The organism is Polynucleobacter sp. JS-JIR-II-b4, assembly GCF_018687815.1.
GTDB lineage: Bacteria > Pseudomonadota > Gammaproteobacteria > Burkholderiales > Burkholderiaceae > Polynucleobacter.
This window is the reverse complement of sequence record NZ_CP061306.1, coordinates 1,450,301-1,465,114: the sequence shown is the minus strand read 5'-3', so window position 1 is coordinate 1,465,114 and position 14,814 is coordinate 1,450,301. Positions and strand designations below refer to the sequence as shown.

Annotated in this window: 19 protein-coding genes; 15 read left to right on the top strand and 4 right to left on the bottom strand. The window is 45.8% G+C overall.

Going from position 1 to position 14,814, the window contains the following annotated elements; translation table 11 throughout:
• Positions 1-12 precede the first annotated feature (12 nt).
• The gene (gene orn, locus ICV90_RS07360) at positions 13-609 is read left to right on the top strand and encodes an oligoribonuclease (protein WP_215357841.1); all 597 of its coding nucleotides are present in this window, start codon (positions 13-15) and stop codon (positions 607-609) included.
• A 74-nt stretch (positions 610-683) separates the two neighbouring features.
• On the opposite strand, the gene mog is transcribed toward orn, so the two are convergent.
• Positions 684-1,316: a molybdopterin adenylyltransferase gene (gene mog / locus ICV90_RS07355; protein ID WP_215357839.1), complete on the bottom strand. Its 633-nt coding sequence runs from the start codon at positions 1,314-1,316 to the stop codon at positions 684-686.
• A 26-nt stretch (positions 1,317-1,342) separates the two neighbouring features.
• Between mog and pmbA the strand changes: the two genes are divergently transcribed.
• From pmbA to ICV90_RS07335, 4 genes are all read left to right on the top strand, one after another.
• Positions 1,343-2,689 carry a metalloprotease PmbA gene (gene pmbA, locus ICV90_RS07350; RefSeq protein ID WP_215357831.1) on the top strand — a complete coding sequence of 449 codons (1,347 nt, stop codon included), beginning with the start codon at positions 1,343-1,345 and terminating at the stop codon, positions 2,687-2,689.
• A gap of 74 nt (positions 2,690-2,763) precedes the next feature.
• The gene (locus ICV90_RS07345; RefSeq protein ID WP_215357829.1) at positions 2,764-3,846 is read left to right on the top strand and encodes a TRAP transporter substrate-binding protein; all 1,083 of its coding nucleotides are present in this window, start codon (positions 2,764-2,766) and stop codon (positions 3,844-3,846) included.
• Between the two features lie 114 nt (positions 3,847-3,960).
• Positions 3,961-5,238: an NRAMP family divalent metal transporter gene (locus ICV90_RS07340; protein ID WP_215357827.1), complete on the top strand. Its 1,278-nt coding sequence runs from the start codon at positions 3,961-3,963 to the stop codon at positions 5,236-5,238.
• 9 nt (positions 5,239-5,247) lie between these two features.
• Positions 5,248-6,033 (top strand): sulfite exporter TauE/SafE family protein, encoded by a 786-nt coding sequence (locus ICV90_RS07335; RefSeq protein ID WP_215357825.1) that lies wholly within the window; start codon positions 5,248-5,250, stop codon positions 6,031-6,033.
• Here ICV90_RS07335 and ICV90_RS07330 read toward each other — a convergent pair.
• Entirely contained in the window at positions 6,026-6,691 is a 666-nt protein-coding gene (locus ICV90_RS07330; protein WP_215357818.1) for an alpha/beta hydrolase, read from the bottom strand. The two genes, ICV90_RS07335 and ICV90_RS07330, sit on opposite strands and share 8 nt — an antisense overlap.
• Positions 6,692-6,820: 129 nt before the next feature.
• Here ICV90_RS07330 and ICV90_RS07325 point away from each other — a divergent pair, with 129 nt between their 5' ends.
• The 3 genes from ICV90_RS07325 (at position 6,821) to ICV90_RS07315 (ending at position 8,745) form a co-directional block, all read left to right on the top strand.
• Positions 6,821-8,050: a dicarboxylate/amino acid:cation symporter gene (locus tag ICV90_RS07325; protein ID WP_215357798.1), complete on the top strand. Its 1,230-nt coding sequence runs from the start codon at positions 6,821-6,823 to the stop codon at positions 8,048-8,050.
• Between the two features lie 90 nt (positions 8,051-8,140).
• Entirely contained in the window at positions 8,141-8,368 is a 228-nt protein-coding gene (locus ICV90_RS07320; RefSeq protein ID WP_215357796.1) for a hypothetical protein, read from the top strand.
• A complete protein-coding gene (locus tag ICV90_RS07315; protein ID WP_215357794.1) occupies positions 8,368-8,745 on the top strand; it encodes a hypothetical protein in 378 nt (125 codons plus the stop codon). The genes ICV90_RS07320 and ICV90_RS07315 overlap by 1 nt, the downstream gene beginning before the upstream one ends.
• Positions 8,746-8,754: 9 nt before the next feature.
• Here ICV90_RS07315 and ICV90_RS07310 read toward each other — a convergent pair whose 3' ends face one another.
• The gene (locus ICV90_RS07310) at positions 8,755-8,973 is read right to left on the bottom strand and encodes a hypothetical protein (RefSeq protein WP_215357787.1); all 219 of its coding nucleotides are present in this window, start codon (positions 8,971-8,973) and stop codon (positions 8,755-8,757) included.
• Positions 8,974-9,149: 176 nt separating this feature from the next.
• Positions 9,150-9,500 carry an HNH endonuclease gene (locus ICV90_RS07305; protein ID WP_215357785.1) on the bottom strand — a complete coding sequence of 117 codons (351 nt, stop codon included), beginning with the start codon at positions 9,498-9,500 and terminating at the stop codon, positions 9,150-9,152.
• A gap of 41 nt (positions 9,501-9,541) precedes the next feature.
• Here ICV90_RS07305 and ICV90_RS07300 point away from each other — a divergent pair, with 41 nt between their 5' ends.
• The 7 genes from ICV90_RS07300 to ICV90_RS07270 all read left to right on the top strand — a co-directional run bounded on the left by ICV90_RS07300 (position 9,542) and on the right by ICV90_RS07270 (position 14,813).
• Positions 9,542-9,811 (top strand): TIGR03643 family protein, encoded by a 270-nt coding sequence (locus ICV90_RS07300; RefSeq protein ID WP_215357783.1) that lies wholly within the window; start codon positions 9,542-9,544, stop codon positions 9,809-9,811.
• The gene (locus tag ICV90_RS07295; protein WP_215357781.1) at positions 9,808-11,355 is read left to right on the top strand and encodes a cryptochrome/photolyase family protein; all 1,548 of its coding nucleotides are present in this window, start codon (positions 9,808-9,810) and stop codon (positions 11,353-11,355) included. Before ICV90_RS07300 ends, ICV90_RS07295 begins: the two co-directional genes overlap by 4 nt.
• A gap of 8 nt (positions 11,356-11,363) precedes the next feature.
• Entirely contained in the window at positions 11,364-11,516 is a 153-nt protein-coding gene (locus ICV90_RS07290) for a DUF2256 domain-containing protein (protein WP_215357779.1), read from the top strand.
• A gap of 110 nt (positions 11,517-11,626) precedes the next feature.
• Positions 11,627-11,923, top strand: coding sequence for a hypothetical protein (locus ICV90_RS07285; protein ID WP_215357777.1), 297 nt, complete (start codon positions 11,627-11,629; stop codon positions 11,921-11,923).
• A 22-nt stretch (positions 11,924-11,945) separates the two neighbouring features.
• A complete protein-coding gene (locus ICV90_RS07280; protein WP_215357775.1) occupies positions 11,946-12,554 on the top strand; it encodes a glutathione S-transferase in 609 nt (202 codons plus the stop codon).
• Between the two features lie 119 nt (positions 12,555-12,673).
• Positions 12,674-13,867, top strand: a complete 1,194-nt coding sequence (locus ICV90_RS07275) for a CaiB/BaiF CoA-transferase family protein (RefSeq protein WP_215357767.1) — start codon at positions 12,674-12,676, stop codon at positions 13,865-13,867.
• A gap of 10 nt (positions 13,868-13,877) precedes the next feature.
• Complete coding sequence (locus tag ICV90_RS07270) at positions 13,878-14,813, top strand: hydroxymethylglutaryl-CoA lyase (RefSeq protein ID WP_215357765.1); 936 nt, start codon at positions 13,878-13,880, stop codon at positions 14,811-14,813.
• Position 14,814: the final 1 nt, after the last annotated feature.

Sequence of the window (14,814 nt, the reverse complement as noted above, 5' to 3'; positions counted from 1 at the left end):
ATCATTATAGATATGAGCGAGCAAACTAACACTACAGCCACACCAGCATCCAAGGCAGCGCCAGCGAATGAACACCTGATTTGGGTGGATATGGAGATGTCAGGCCTAAACCCGGAAACCGAACGGATTCTGGAAATTGCCATCATCGTGACGGACGCCCACCTCAATACTATTGCCACAGCCCCAGTCTGGGTAGTACATCAGGAGGATGCCGTTTTGGATGCAATGGATGCCTGGAATAAAGGTACGCATGGGCGATCTGGTTTGATCGATAAAGTGAAGGCATCCACTCTAAATGAGGCAACAGCGGAGGCGGAATGCATTGCCTTTTTGAAAAAATATATTAAGGCTGGTATTGCTCCAATGTGTGGCAATACGATTGGGCAAGACAGACGCTTTATGGCGAAGTACATGCCAAAGTTAGAGGCTTACTTTCATTATCGAAATATTGATGTTTCTACTTTGAAAGAGCTCTGTAAACGTTGGCATCCTGAGTTGGTGAAAGGCTTCACAAAGAACCAGGCGCATACAGCATTAGCAGATATAGAAGAGTCTATCGAAGAGCTGAAGTATTACCGCGAGAAGTTTATTGTGCCTTTACCTCAGTGATTTGGCGGATGCCTTGATGGGAGTGACAAAAGAAAAGGTCCGCAATGCGGACCTTTTTATTGATGGTTAGCGAATCAAGCCCCGGTTTTCTTAAGAGCACTTTTTGGTCTAAAGACTTTAATGACGGTTTCGTCAGTTTCGATATACGGGCCGCCAATTAAATCAATGCAGTAAGGCACTGCTGCAAAGATGCCAGGAACAATCGATTTACCGTTTTCATCCTTGAGGCCTTCAAGCGTTTCTGCAATTGCCTTAGGTTGTCCGGGCAGGTTAATGACCAGGGCGGCATGACTATCAATTTCTCTGAGGACGGCTGTCTGTCTAGAGAGAATGGCAGTCGGTACAAAACTTAAGCTAATCTGCCGCATTTGTTCGCCAAAACCAGGCATCTCACGAGTGCCGGCTTCACGGGTAGCCTCAGGGGTGACATCTCTTCTAGAGGGGCCAGTACCGCCTGTGGTGAGCACTAGATCGCAGCCTAGCTCATCTACTAGTTCAACAATCGTCTCGGTGATGCTTTCAGACTCATCGGCAATGAGCCGTTCATGAAAAACACAGGGATTGCTCATGGCCTTAATAAGCCAGGTTTGTAGGGCAGGGATGCCTTCATCCTGATAGACGCCCTTACTGGCGCGATCCGAGATGGATATGAGGCCAATTTTGACCTCGTTAGGGCTGTTTCGTTTCAGGGCTTCTGTATGCTTCATGTTTCTATTCTAGCTATTATTAGGGTATGTTTACATACACATCCAACCAGTTTCAAGAAATCATCGATTTCATGCTTAAAGAGGCCAAAAGAAGGGGCGCCTCAGATGCCGTAGCGGAGATTTCAGAGGGTCAGGGCCTCTCCGTTACCGTTCGCAAGGGTGAGGTCGAGACTATCGAGCAAAGTCTGGATAAGCAAGTGGGGGTCACCGTATTTTTGGGTCATCACCGCGGTAACGCCAGCACTAGCGATTTCTCTAAAGCATCATTAAAGGCAACAGTAGATGCTGCCTATCACATCGCACAACACACGGCAGAGGATTTATGTGCGGGTCCTGCTGAGGCTGAGCTCTTAGAAAAAAATCCGTTGGATTTAGATTTGTTTCATCCATGGAATATTGATGCAGCTGCTGCCGTAGAAATAGCACGTAGTGCTGAGGGTGCGGCATTTTCAGTGAGCAAACAAATTCAAAATAGTGATGGCGCATCGGTATCCGCGCACCATGCGCATTTCATGATGGGAACGTCACATGGATTTATGGGCGGCTATCCTTTTTCTCGTCACTATATTTCTTGTGCGCCAATCGCTAGCGAAGGTGGCAAGAAGGCTCACATGCAACGTGACGATTGGTACTCTAGCTCCCGTATTCCTGAGGAGTTGGCCGATCCTGCTGCAATCGGAACGTATGCGGCTCAGAGAGCCTTGTCAAGACTCAAGGCTAGATCTTTGACAACTCGACGTTGCCCGGTGATCTTTGAGGCGCCGCTCGCTGCGGGTTTATTGGGGGGCCTGGTACAAGCTGTTTCAGGCGGCGCTTTGTATCGCCGCTCCAGCTTTCTACTCGATAGCCTGGGTAAGCAAGTGTTGCCAAAACATATCAGCTTGTTTGAAGATCCGCATCTAAAGTCAATGACGGGTAGTGCACCATTTGATGAGGAGGGCGTAAAAACTTCTGCTAGAACAGTTGTAGATAAAGGAATACTCGAAGGCTATTTTTTATCGACTTATTCTGCGCGCAAGTTGGGTATGAAAACCACCGGTAATGCTGGTGGATCGCATCACCTGACTTTACAAAGTAAGAAAACGCCTAAGGGTGGCTTACCTGCACTATTGAAAGAAATGGGCACAGGTTTATTGGTGACAGAATTAATGGGGCAGGGTGTCAATTACGTGACGGGTGATTATTCACGAGGCGCATTTGGTTACTGGGTTGAGAATGGAGTTATTCAATACCCTGTTGAAGAGGTTACTATCGCTGGTAATCTACGCGATATGCTGATGGATATTCAGTTAATTGGCAGTGATACCCTCATTCGTGGCACTAAAGAGACGGGATCAATCTTACTGGGCTCAATGACGGTTGGTGGAAAATAAAGCAAGACAATCAATACGGACTCTAAAAATAGTATCAATATAAAACTTCATTATTTTTAAAAGGGGTGACGGAAATGCAAAGACGTTCATTTTTAAAGAAAGCCACAATTGGTGCTGGAGCTGCGGCCTTAGCAGCGCCATCGCTTGCACAAAGCTTGCCAACTCTGAATTGGCGTTTGGTTTCGAGCTTCCCTAAATCATTAGATACTTTATTTGGTACGCCTGAAGTATTTGCTAACGCTTTGCGTAAAGCTACTGACGGAAAATTTAACGTTAAGGTATTTGCAGCTGGTGAAGTGGTTCCAGCGCTTCAGGTATTGGATGCTGTACAAAATGGCACCGTAGAGTGTGGACATACGGCAAGTTATTACTACCTTGGTAAAAACAGTGCTTTCATATTCGATACCGCTGCACCATTTGGTTTGACCGCACGCCAACAATCCGCTTGGATGCTGTATGGCAATGGTATGAAGTTAATGCGTGAACTCTATGCCAGTTACAACATTGTGAATTTCTTAGGCGGTCAAACTGGTACGCAAATGGGTGGCTGGTTTCGAAAAGAAATTAAATCACCAGAAGACCTGAAGGGCCTGAAATTCCGTATCGCTGGATTTGCAGGGCAGGTGCTTGCAAAACTCGGTGTAGTGCCACAACAGCTTCCGGCCGGTGAGATTTATTCGGCTTTAGAAAAAGGCACGATTGATGCTGCTGAATTTGTTGGACCCTATGACGATGAAAAGCTAGGCCTGGCAAAGGTTGCCAAGAATTACTATTACCCAGCTTTCTGGGAGGGTGCGGCCGGACTTTCTTTCTTGGTAAATAAAAAGCAGTGGGATTCTTTGCCGCCTGCCTATCAGGCAGCATGGGAGGCAGCTTGTTTCGAAGCCCATACCGATATGTGCGCAAAGTACGATGCGCTCAATCCGCCTGCATTACAACGCCTCCTGCAAAACGGCGCCGTACTTCGCAAGTTCAACACTTCTATCCTAGATGCGTGCTTTAAAGCAAGCCAAGAAACGTATGCAGAGGAGTCTGCCAAGAATCCGCAATTCAAAAAGATTTTTGAGGACTACCGTGCATTTAGAAACATGGAGGCGCAGTGGTTTAATGTGGCCGAGCAAGCATTTGCTCAATATAGTTTTAGTAAGAAACTTTGAGAGTTAAATCAATCAGCGTAAGGGCTCTATATGAGCCCTTTTCTTTTGAGTGGATCCTCCTGAGCTCTCTATTAAAGACTACACTCAAAGGATGATATTTTCACCGCAACCCATATGAATCTCTCGGAAATCTGGGTCCGCATTAAGCAGCATCCTTTATCTCGAGTAGGTCCGGGATTGGTGACGGGTGTAGCGGATGATGATCCAAGTGGGATCGTCACTTATTCTCAAGCGGGTGCGCAATTTGGTTTAAATATGCTTTGGACAATGCCCTTTGCATATCCTTTGATGTCGACAATTCAAGTCTTATGCGCTCGTATCGGTAGGGTGACTGGTCGTGGTTTATCCGCCAATATGAAGTTGGCTTTTCCGCCGGTTGTATTGGTTGCTCTAGTGTTGCTGCTATTGATTGCCAATGTTCTCAATATCGCTGCAGATATTGCCGCGATGGGTGAGGTGGCACAGTTGGTTACGGGTGTTAATTGGCACATCATGACCGGTATCTTTGTATTGTTGACTTTGGTTTTGCAGATACTGATTCCTTATCGCCACTATGTTTTCTTTTTGAAGTGGTTATCACTTTCCCTACTGGCATATGGCGCCGTCCTTTTTACGGTGCATATTCCTTGGGGTGATGTGATCTGGAGTACCTTCTTCCCTCAGTTGACCTGGAGTGCAGATTCGGCTGCAGTAGTAGTTGGAATCTTTGGCACTACTATCAGCCCCTATTTATTTTTTTGGCAATCCTCCCAGGAAGTAGAGGACATGAACTTGCATGGTCAGCCCAGTCTGCTTGAGCAGAAAAATCCCGAGGTGGTCACTGCAGAGCTCAGAAGAATTCATTGGGATACATGGAGCGGTATGCTGTACTCCAATGTGGCTGCGTACTGCATTATTCTCGCTACAGCAGTCACTCTTCATGCTGCAGGCATACGCGATATCAATACTGCTGCTCAAGCTGCATCAGCACTAAGGCCTCTCGCGGGAGAATTTACTTTTTTACTTTTTGCACTAGGGATCTTGGGCGTCGGGCTGATGGGTGTACCCGTTCTTACTGGTTCGGCTGCCTATGCTTTGTCAGAAGTATTTGGCTGGCGCTCTAGCTTGGAAGATAGCGCTGCTCAAGCAAGCAAGTTTTACGCCATCATCGCCTTAAGCGTGTTAATTGCTCTAGCGATTCAATACTCACCCATTAGCCCCATGAAAGCCTTGTTTTGGAGTGCGGTAATCAATGGGATTGTCGCTGTACCACTCATGGTAGCCATTATGGTTTTGTCATCAAAACAGTCAGTGATGGGGGCTCATGTCGCCTCTTTGAGCATGAGGATTTTCGGATGGCTAGCCACAGGCTTTATGGCCGTGGCCGCTGCCTACCTATTCATAGCTTGGTAAGATCGCTGGATGCTTGATTTACTCTTTGCCTCCCTCGTGCAATCTTTTCACGCACACTCACTTGCTTTTTTTGTATGTGCGGTCATCAGCGTCACCATTCTAGGTATATCTAAAAGCGGCTTTGGTGCCGGGCTTGGTACCCTCTCACTACCTTTGATGGCTAGCCAGGCTCCAATTAATGAAGCTTTAGCAATTATGTTGCCGCTCTTAATTGTGATTGATTTAGTGGGCTTGCGTCGATACATTCAGAATGCGAACTGGGACATTCTGAAGATTGTTATTCCGCCAGCCATAGCAGGCCTTCTATTGGGAATGATTTTCTTTACTGCCATCACGCCTCAAGTATTGACGCTGTCGATTGGCATTTTTACCCTCCTCTTTTTGATTCAGAATCTTGCTATGTCTCGCATAGAGGCTAAGGAGACAAAGTCCTATCCCTGGCTTGGGCGAGCCATGGGGTTGACGTCTGGCTTTACTTCCTTTGTTGCACATATTGGTGGGCCACCGATTACGGTGTACATGCTCAGAGAAAAGCTCTTGCCAATGGTTTACACCTCGACCTTAGGAGTCTTCTTCACGGTCATGAATTTTGGGAAGCTGGGGCCTTATGCCTATTTAGATCTATTAAATTACAAGCAATTAGCAACCTCAATCATCTTGTTACCTTGCGCACCAGTAGGTGTCTACTTTGGCTTTTACTTAGCTAAAAGAATCTCAATGAAATGGTATTACCGAACAGTGAGATTCTTTTTACTGATTGCCAGCATTAAGTTAATAGCGGATGGACTTATTTAGTCGCTAATACTTCGTGTAAGAAGCGCGAGATATCCACGAGCTCTTCATGATTAACGGAGTGCTCCATAGGGTACTCATTCCAGTCAACTTGGAATCCCATTTGCTCTAGCAAAGCATGCGATGCTTGGGCGCGATCAAGGGCAACCACGGGATCATAAGTGCCATGTGCCATAAAGATCGGCGTCTTGGCATTGGCCGCATGCTTTTCAATATTGGCAGTCATTGCTAAGGGTAGGTAGCCTGACAGGGCAATAATGCCGGCAAGTCTGTGTGGAAAACGTAAGCCAATATGCAAGGCCATTGCACACCCTTGAGAAAAGCCAGCCAAAACAATCTTGTCATAGGCAATCCCGCGCTCAGCTTCTTTTTCGATTAACTGAACAATCGCCGCTGCTGATTTTTGAATGCCTGCAGCATCTTCCTGATCCATCAGGTTTCTGCCAATGATGTCATACCAGGCTGGCATGACGTAGCCGCCATTGACGGTGACGGGCATGCTTGGGGCGCTGGGAAACACAAAGCGAATCCCTGGGCATCCCGCTAGGTTTAATTCGGGGATGATGGGTACAAAATCATTGCCATCGGCTCCAAGGCCATGCAACCAGATCACAGCGGCTGTTGGATTCGGGTTGGTTTCCAATTCAATACAAGGGAGCATATTTATTTTCTCTAAAGTATGTTTAGTTGATGATTATCGACGGATACAGGTTTCTTCATTCTAAGTTGACACCCTGAGGAGCTTAAAGATGGTTAGAATCTTCCTGTTCCCTCATTTATTAGGCCATCCATGAATTCTAAAAAGCTAACCAACTTTATTCTGGGGGCAATGGTCTTGGGTGTCTTGGTTGGCTATCTCGTCAACTTGTACGGCGCAGGAACTTCGCTCCCTGATCAGTATGTTCTTTACATCTCAATCTTGACGGATGTCTTTTTGCGTTTGATCAAGATGATCATTGCCCCCTTGGTATTTGCTACCTTGGTTGTTGGCATCGCGAAAATGGGTGATGCCTCGACTATCGGTAGAGTGGGTTTAAAAACATTCTCTTGGTTTATTTCCATGTCGCTGGTTTCTTTATTGCTTGGCTTGGTAATGGTCAACATTTTGCAACCAGGTATTGGTGTGGAATTAACTCTGCCAGAGATTGCAGCTAATACAGGATTAAATAAAGCCAGCTTAAATTTTCCAGATTTTGTGAGACATATTTTTCCGATCAGTATCTTTGATGCGATGGCTAAAAACGAGATCTTGCAGATTGTGGTTTTTGCTGTTTTCTTTGGCGTTGGCGCAGCAGGCATGGGGGCTAGAGCAGATGAGTTCATTCGTAATTTGGATATGCTCTCCCACATCATGCTCAAGATTACGACTGCAGTGATGAAAATGGCTCCTATCGCTGTCTTCTCGGCAGTGTCTGCGGTCATTGCTGAGAATGGCGTCAGCATATTGATGACCTATGGGAAATTCATGCTCAGTTTTTATGCTGCCATCTTCACCTTATGGATTGTCATTATTCTGATTAGCTCCTTAGTATTAAAAAATCGCACTTGGACTTTGGTGAAGATGTTACGTGAACCTGCTTTACTTGCGTTTACGACTGCGAGTTCAGAGGCGGCCTATCCAATGACTCTGGAAAGAGTAGAGCGCTTTGGCTGTAAAAACAAAATTGCTTCTTTTGTTTTGCCGGTGGGATATTCCTTTAACTTAGATGGGTCGATGATGTATTGCACGTTTGCTGCAATCTTTATTGCGCAGGTATACGGTATTGAGATGGAGCTCAGTCAGCAGCTCTTAATGTTGCTAGTGTTAATGATCACCTCAAAGGGGATAGCTGGTGTACCGCGAGCCTCATTAGTGGTTATTGCTGCAACCCTATCCCAATTTAACTTGCCAGAAGCGGGCGTCCTATTGATCCTTGGGGTAGATCACTTCTTAGATATGGCGCGTTCAGCAACCAATGTATTGGGTAATGGCTTGGCAACGGCCGTGATCTCTAAATGGGAGGGTGAGCTTGAGGGTTAGGTTTAGCCCTGAAATGAGTCCCACTTTATTAAAGCTCAGGTGTAAGATGGTTTTATTAACTTGACCTAGGTATGAAAAAAGGGGGCTCAAATGAAGCTGTTTTATATCGACTATCCCCAGGAGAAGATTGAAGAGCATCAACATGCTTACCGCTGTCTTCATTGCAAAATCCCAACCACCATCATTTTTGGCTTACTAGAGAATCACGCTGAGCATTGCGATTACCGAATCCATCAAAGTAAATGGACTCAGCTGGCAGTAAAGCTTCGGCCTCCCAAGACGCATTTTGACGAACCCCATGTTGACGAGGTAGATTGATGAAAACATATCCGATTGCTTTGGAATTAACTGTGTGGGAAGATTTAGGTCTTAACCAATATGAGGTGACGATTGATGATGTCTCCAAGATTTCTATTAAGCGTACGGACGATGTACTGCGCACCCGGGAGTTAACGGGTAATGAGGCGAGTACATTAGTTGCTGCCATCGAATCCTTACGCGTTCCTGTAAGTGATGAGCCAAAGGGGGGCGAGGGCAATAAGGCGTCTACTAGTTATGAGCTTATCGTCGAGTCCGCCCACTTCTCCATGGAGTTCAACTGGGAGGATATTGATATCAGTGGTGTTAATTCAAAAGCATTTGAATCCGTTGCTGCAATGACCGCGGTAGTAGTGAGCCTGGATTGGGCGCACTGATATCCGAGCTTAAGCCTCCATCACAATAAATTCACCTAGTGAGATTCTTTCTCTAAATTGCGAGAAGGAAAAAAGGGCTTTTATTTTCCGTGTATTGATCACTTCAATCTTTCCATCGGGAGTAAGGTTGGCAAGATAATCTCCCTCAGGAAACAGGGCTTCAGGGATGCTTTCGGTCTCGAGTACTTGGGCCGGCAATACCAAGCTTTTTGTAATTTTTATACGCATGACGTATCTTAAGTTTCAATCATTAGAATGATATTTAGGTTTGCACAAGTTCAAAAACTCATGCACCAAAGAGGGGTTTAGATTGATCTCTCTTTAATGCCCTTTAAAAAAGGTTCTTGAGTCGCTAATAGGTCAATTAAACTCTTCAATGCACTTAAATAGGGCAAAGTGAATACTTAATAAGAGTCTTTCAAGCGTGCGCTCTTACGAGTTTTTTCATAAAAAGAATTGGGCTTGTCTTTGACCCATTGAATAAATTTCTTCATCTCCGGATGTTCTCTTAGGATCTGGGCATGATGATATTGCTGGGCTAACTCAGATTCGGTAAACAAGGCATGTATTTGCTTATGGCAAATGCGATGAAGGTATTCGGTTGTCTTCCCGCCCTTAGATTTGGGGATGAGGTGGTGGGCATCCTTCTGGGAATCTGGGATGGGTCGATCACAGATAGGGCAAATGATTGCCGCCGGCTTTTGTATGGCCGGAATCTCTTGAGAAATCAGTTTTTGACGAATTTTTCCAATCATGAGCTCAAGCTAGTTTATTGAATAAGTCTTAAACTTGCAGAGTGCCAAAACCAGCCCCCAAGACCCTCGCAGAACCCGATTTATCTCGCCTTATTGAAATGGCTTGGGAGGATCGCACGCCATTTGATGCGATTGAGAAAACCTTCGGCCTGGGTGAGCCCCAGGTCATAGCCATTATGCGTAAAGAGCTGAAACGCAGCTCCTTTGAGCTTTGGCGCAAGCGGGTAACTGGACGAGCCACAAAACATAGTGCTTTACGCAATGAAGATGTGACTCGAGCCTATTGCCCCACTCAATACAAAAATAAATGAAGCAGCAAACCGCGGAGCCTAAGCGCTTAGTTCTGATTTTAGGAGATCAGCTCGATTTGCAAAGCGCTGCATTACGAGGCTTTGATCCTCAAGCAGATGAAATCATCATGATTGAGTCGGCCAATGAGGCTCAGTATGTTTGGTCACACAAAGCCAAAATTGCTTTATTTCTCTCGGCAATGCGTCACTTTGCAGTTGAGCTGAAAAAGCTGGAATACCCGCTGACTTACGTTCAAGGCTCGCCTCTGCCTATTGTCGAGGTTCTCAAAGAGCATATTCTGCAAAAGAAGGTAAAGCATTTAGTTTGTATCGAACCCGGCGAATGGCGTCTCAAGCAGGTGATTGAGGCGTTAGCAAAAGAGCTCAATATTGAGCTGGAGATGCTTGAGGATGAGCATTTCTATTGCTCGCGCCAAGAGTTTGTGGAGTGGACGGCAAATAAGAAAGAACTCAGGCTGGAGTACTTTTACCGCCTAATGCGTAAGAAGCACCATGTGTTGATAGACGCTGAAGGTAACCCCGAGGGTGGTCAGTGGAACTTCGATCAAGATAATCGCAAGCCCTATCCGAAAAAGGGGCCTGGCATCATCGATGCTCCTGCGGCGTTTGAAGTGGATGTGATTACCAAAGAAGTATTGGCATTCGTTGCAAAGACTTACCCAGATCATCCTGGATCTCTGGAGTCATTTAACTGGCCTGTTACCAGAAACCAGGCTCTCCAAGCTCTTGAGTATTTTGTCGAATACCGCCTCAGAAATTTTGGTGTGTATCAAGATGCTATGTGGACTGATACCCCCTTTGGATGGCACTCTATTTTGTCGAGCGCATTAAACCTAAAGCTAGTAAATCCTCGCGAGGTGATTGATGCGGTCATCATTGCATGGAAAAAGTATGCTTTAGATCTATCAACAATCGAGGGCTTCATTCGGCAAATATTAGGCTGGCGTGAATTTGTCCGAGGCATGTATTACCTGGATATGCCAAAAATGGCGCAGGATAACTTCTATCAACATCAGCGCTCATTACCAAAATGGTATTGGACTGGGCAGACCAAAATGGCCTGTATGCAAGATGCTATTGGCCAAACATTGCAATATGGTTATGCGCACCATATTCAGCGTTTAATGGTGACTGGTAACTTTGCTCTTCTTGCAGAAATACTGCCTCAGGAAGTGTGTGAGTGGTATCTGGCAATTTATGTGGATGCGATTGAGTGGGTTGAGTTGCCTAATACTGCTGGGATGGCCTTATTTGCCAATGGCGGACGGTTTACAAGTAAGCCCTATATAGCCAGCGGGGCATATATCAAACGCATGAGCAATTATTGCGGCTCATGTAAATACAAACCTGAGGTACGTTATGGAGAAGAGGCATGCCCCATAACGAATTTGTATTGGAACTTCTTGATCAAACATCGCGCTCAATTTGAATCTAGCCCACGCACTAAGTTAATGACGGCAAATCTCAAAAGAATTAGTGATGAGGATCAAAAAGAAATTGTGCTGCATGCCCAAAAGATTCTGAATCAGCTCGACACGCTATAAAAATACTCATGAAGACAACGTTTAAGGGAAACAAAAGCGCTCTCCCAAGTAAGATTTGTGTTGTCTGCAAAAAAGAAATGACTTGGAGAAAATCCTGGGCTAAAAATTGGGAATCAGTTAAATACTGCTCTGATGCTTGTAGGAAGAAAAAACTCCCTTAAGACCTGCCTATTAATACTTATGAAAGTATTTAATTTGATAGCGTCAACCCACCTGAAAGTTGATCCGTTATGTAAGAAAGGCCTTAAAGCCTTTATGAATAGGGGTCTATATGAAAAAGTTACTAATATGCTTGCTTACAGGTGTCATGCTTGCGGGAATGGCTAGCTCAGCCAGCGCTCATGGTGGTAGGTGGCACGGTGGATATGGCGGTTGGGCGCCTTTTGCGGTTGGTGCTGTGGCTGGAGTGGCTGTTGCCAATGCGTACTACAGGCCTCCGCGCGTTTATTACACACCACAATATGTTTATCCTCCGCAACCGCAAACTGCTGCCTATTGCCCTGAAAATGGACTGTACTATCCACAGACACAAGCCTGTCCAAGTGGCTGGCAACGAGTGACATATTAGTTGCTGGGAGTAAAGTGCTTGCATGACGCCCACTTTATATTCTTATCGAAGATGCCCATATGCCATGAGAGCCCGCATGGCATTGAAGTATGCGGGTATTCAGGTTGAACACCGAGAGATTGAGTTGCGCAATAAACCGCAATCAATGTTGCAACTCTCTCCCAAGGGAACCGTCCCCGTTTTACGGATGGATGATCTCGTAATAGATCAAAGTCTGGATATTCTTCACTGGGCATTGCAACAGTCTGACCCCCATGGGTGGATGGATGTAGATGGGTCTGTCGCCAAAGCTTGGATAGAAAAAAATGATGGCCCATTTAAGACTCTATTGGATCAATACAAATACCCCAATCGATTCCCAGAGCTAGATCCAGAAGCAGTTCTCGATGAAGCATTGCAAGTCATGTTGGTTCCTATGGAGCAGGCGCTGCAAAACTTCCAATACCTCATGGGGAGCAGATTAACTTGGGTGGATGTGGCCATCTTCCCTTTCATTAGGCAGTTCTCAATGGTGGATCCCAAAAGGTTTGAGCAACTCCCTATACCCGCAGTCAAAAAATGGCTCAATCAGCAGCTTGAATCTGAATTATTCGATTCAGTGATGCAAAAACATCCCACCTGGAAAGATTGAGTCACCCCCACCATAAAAAGAGCTGTGTTTTAGGCTAAGAAAATGGACTTTTATTAGATCAATTGCTGATTGATTTAAAGTACCCACTTAGGGCATAAAAGCATATTTCAGGGGATTTGATGGAGCCATTATCAAAGTTAAAAGTCGTAGAGATGGGGCAACTCATTGCTGGACCATTTGCCGCTAAGACCTTGGCTGATTTTGGTGCTGATGTTATCAAGATCGAACCACCCAAAGAGGGCGATGCATTGCGCAAGTGGCGCCTTCTTAAAGATGGCACTTCAGTCTGGTGGCAAGTGCAGTCACGCAATAAGAAATCACTTTCCCTGGATTTAAGAAAAGCGGAAGCTCAAGATATTGTCAGGACACTGGTAAAAGAGGCGGATGTATTAATCGAAAACTTTCGCCCTGGAACATTGGAGGGCTGGGGTCTTGATCCAGAAAAATTACTTCAACTTAATCCCAAATTAATTGTTCTTCGTATCAGTGGTTATGGTCAGACAGGTCCATACAGAGATAAGCCAGGATTTGGTGTGGTTGCAGAAGCTATGGGCGGTTTGCGACATCTCACTGCTGAACCTGGCAGAGTACCGGTGCGGGTTGGTATCAGCATCGGCGACACTTTAGCGTCTTTGCATGGTGTGATTGGTATCTTGCTAGCTCTTCAAGAGCGTCATAACAGTGGCAAGGGTCAGATTATTGATATTGCATTGTATGAAGCAGTCTTTAATTGTATGGAAAGCCTTTTGCCTGAATACAGCGCATTTGGTGAGGTGCGCCAAGCGGCTGGTAGCGCCTTACCTGGTATTGCCCCAACCAACGCCTACCAGTGCGCTGATGGTGGCTATGTATTGGTTGCCGGCAATGGCGATAGCATCTTCAAGCGCCTGATGACAGTGATTGGGCGCGAAGATTTAGGTAATGACCCCCAGCTGGAAACCAATGATGGTCGCGTCAAACGAGTGGCTGAGCTTGATCAAGCTATAGGTGAGTGGGCTAAAACAGTGAGTACTGCCAAAGCATTGGAGGCGCTAGATTCTGTATCTGTACCAGCTGGAAAAATTTATACCGTTGCTGATATCGCAAGCGATCCACACTACAAAGCCCGTGAAAATATACAAACAATTCAGATGCAAGATGGCACGAAGTTGGATGTGCCGGGTGTGATTCCGAAGTTATCGCGTACGCCGGGATCCATTAAGACTCTTGCCCCAGATATTGGGCAGAACACCGATGAAATACTCAAAAGCATTGGTTTGAGTGATGATCAGGTCGCCTCTTTAAAAGAGCGCGGCATTGCATTTACTAAATAAAGATAAAACCATGACCAGAATTTATTTCAATGACGTCGTAATGCGGGATGGCTTTCAGATTGAGCCTAACTTTGTACCAACGGACGATAAGGTAAAGCTGGTTGATACGCTCAGTGAGTGTGGCTTTGCCAAAATTGAGGTGACCTCATTTACTTCGCCTAAGGCTATTCCGATGCTACGCGATGCCGAGGAAGTGATGGGACGTATTAAGCGCGTACCTGGAGTGGAGTGCACCGTCTTAGTCCCCAATTTAAGAGGTGCCGAGCGCGCTTTGGAATCGAAGGCTGATGAATTTAATCTCGTGATGTCGACTTCAGAGACTCACAACTTAGCGAACCTAAGAATGGGTCGAGAAAAGAGCTTTGCTGGATTGGCTGAAGTAATTAAGTATGTTGATGGCAGAACGCCTATTAATGTTTCCTTATCCACCAGTTTTGGCTGCCCCATGGAAGGGGAGGTTTCTCAGGCGGTAGTTGAAGGATTTACAAAACGTTTTGCAGACCTCGGTGTAAGAGGTGTAACAATCTGCGACACCACAGGCATGGCAAATCCTGATCAAGTAAAGAGAATGTGCGACTCATTGCAGAAGCAATTCTCAAATCTACAACTGACATTGCACTTCCACAACACCAGAGGCATGGGCTTAGCCAATGTCTTAGCTGCAGTACAGTCTGGCATTGTTCGCTTTGATGGTTCGCTAGGTGGCCTGGGCGGATGCCCATACGCGCCTGGAGCTAGCGGCAATATATCTAGTGAGGATGCGATCCATATGCTTGATGCGATGGGTTATGACACCGGCATGAATATTCCCAAGTTAATACAACTGGCAAGAGAGCTACCAAAGATTGTGGGGCATGAGGTTCCTGGGCAGGTGGCAAAGGCCGGCACTACCAGCGCATTGCATCCTGAGCCAGATTATGTTGATGAATTACGCCGCGCTCAATAAA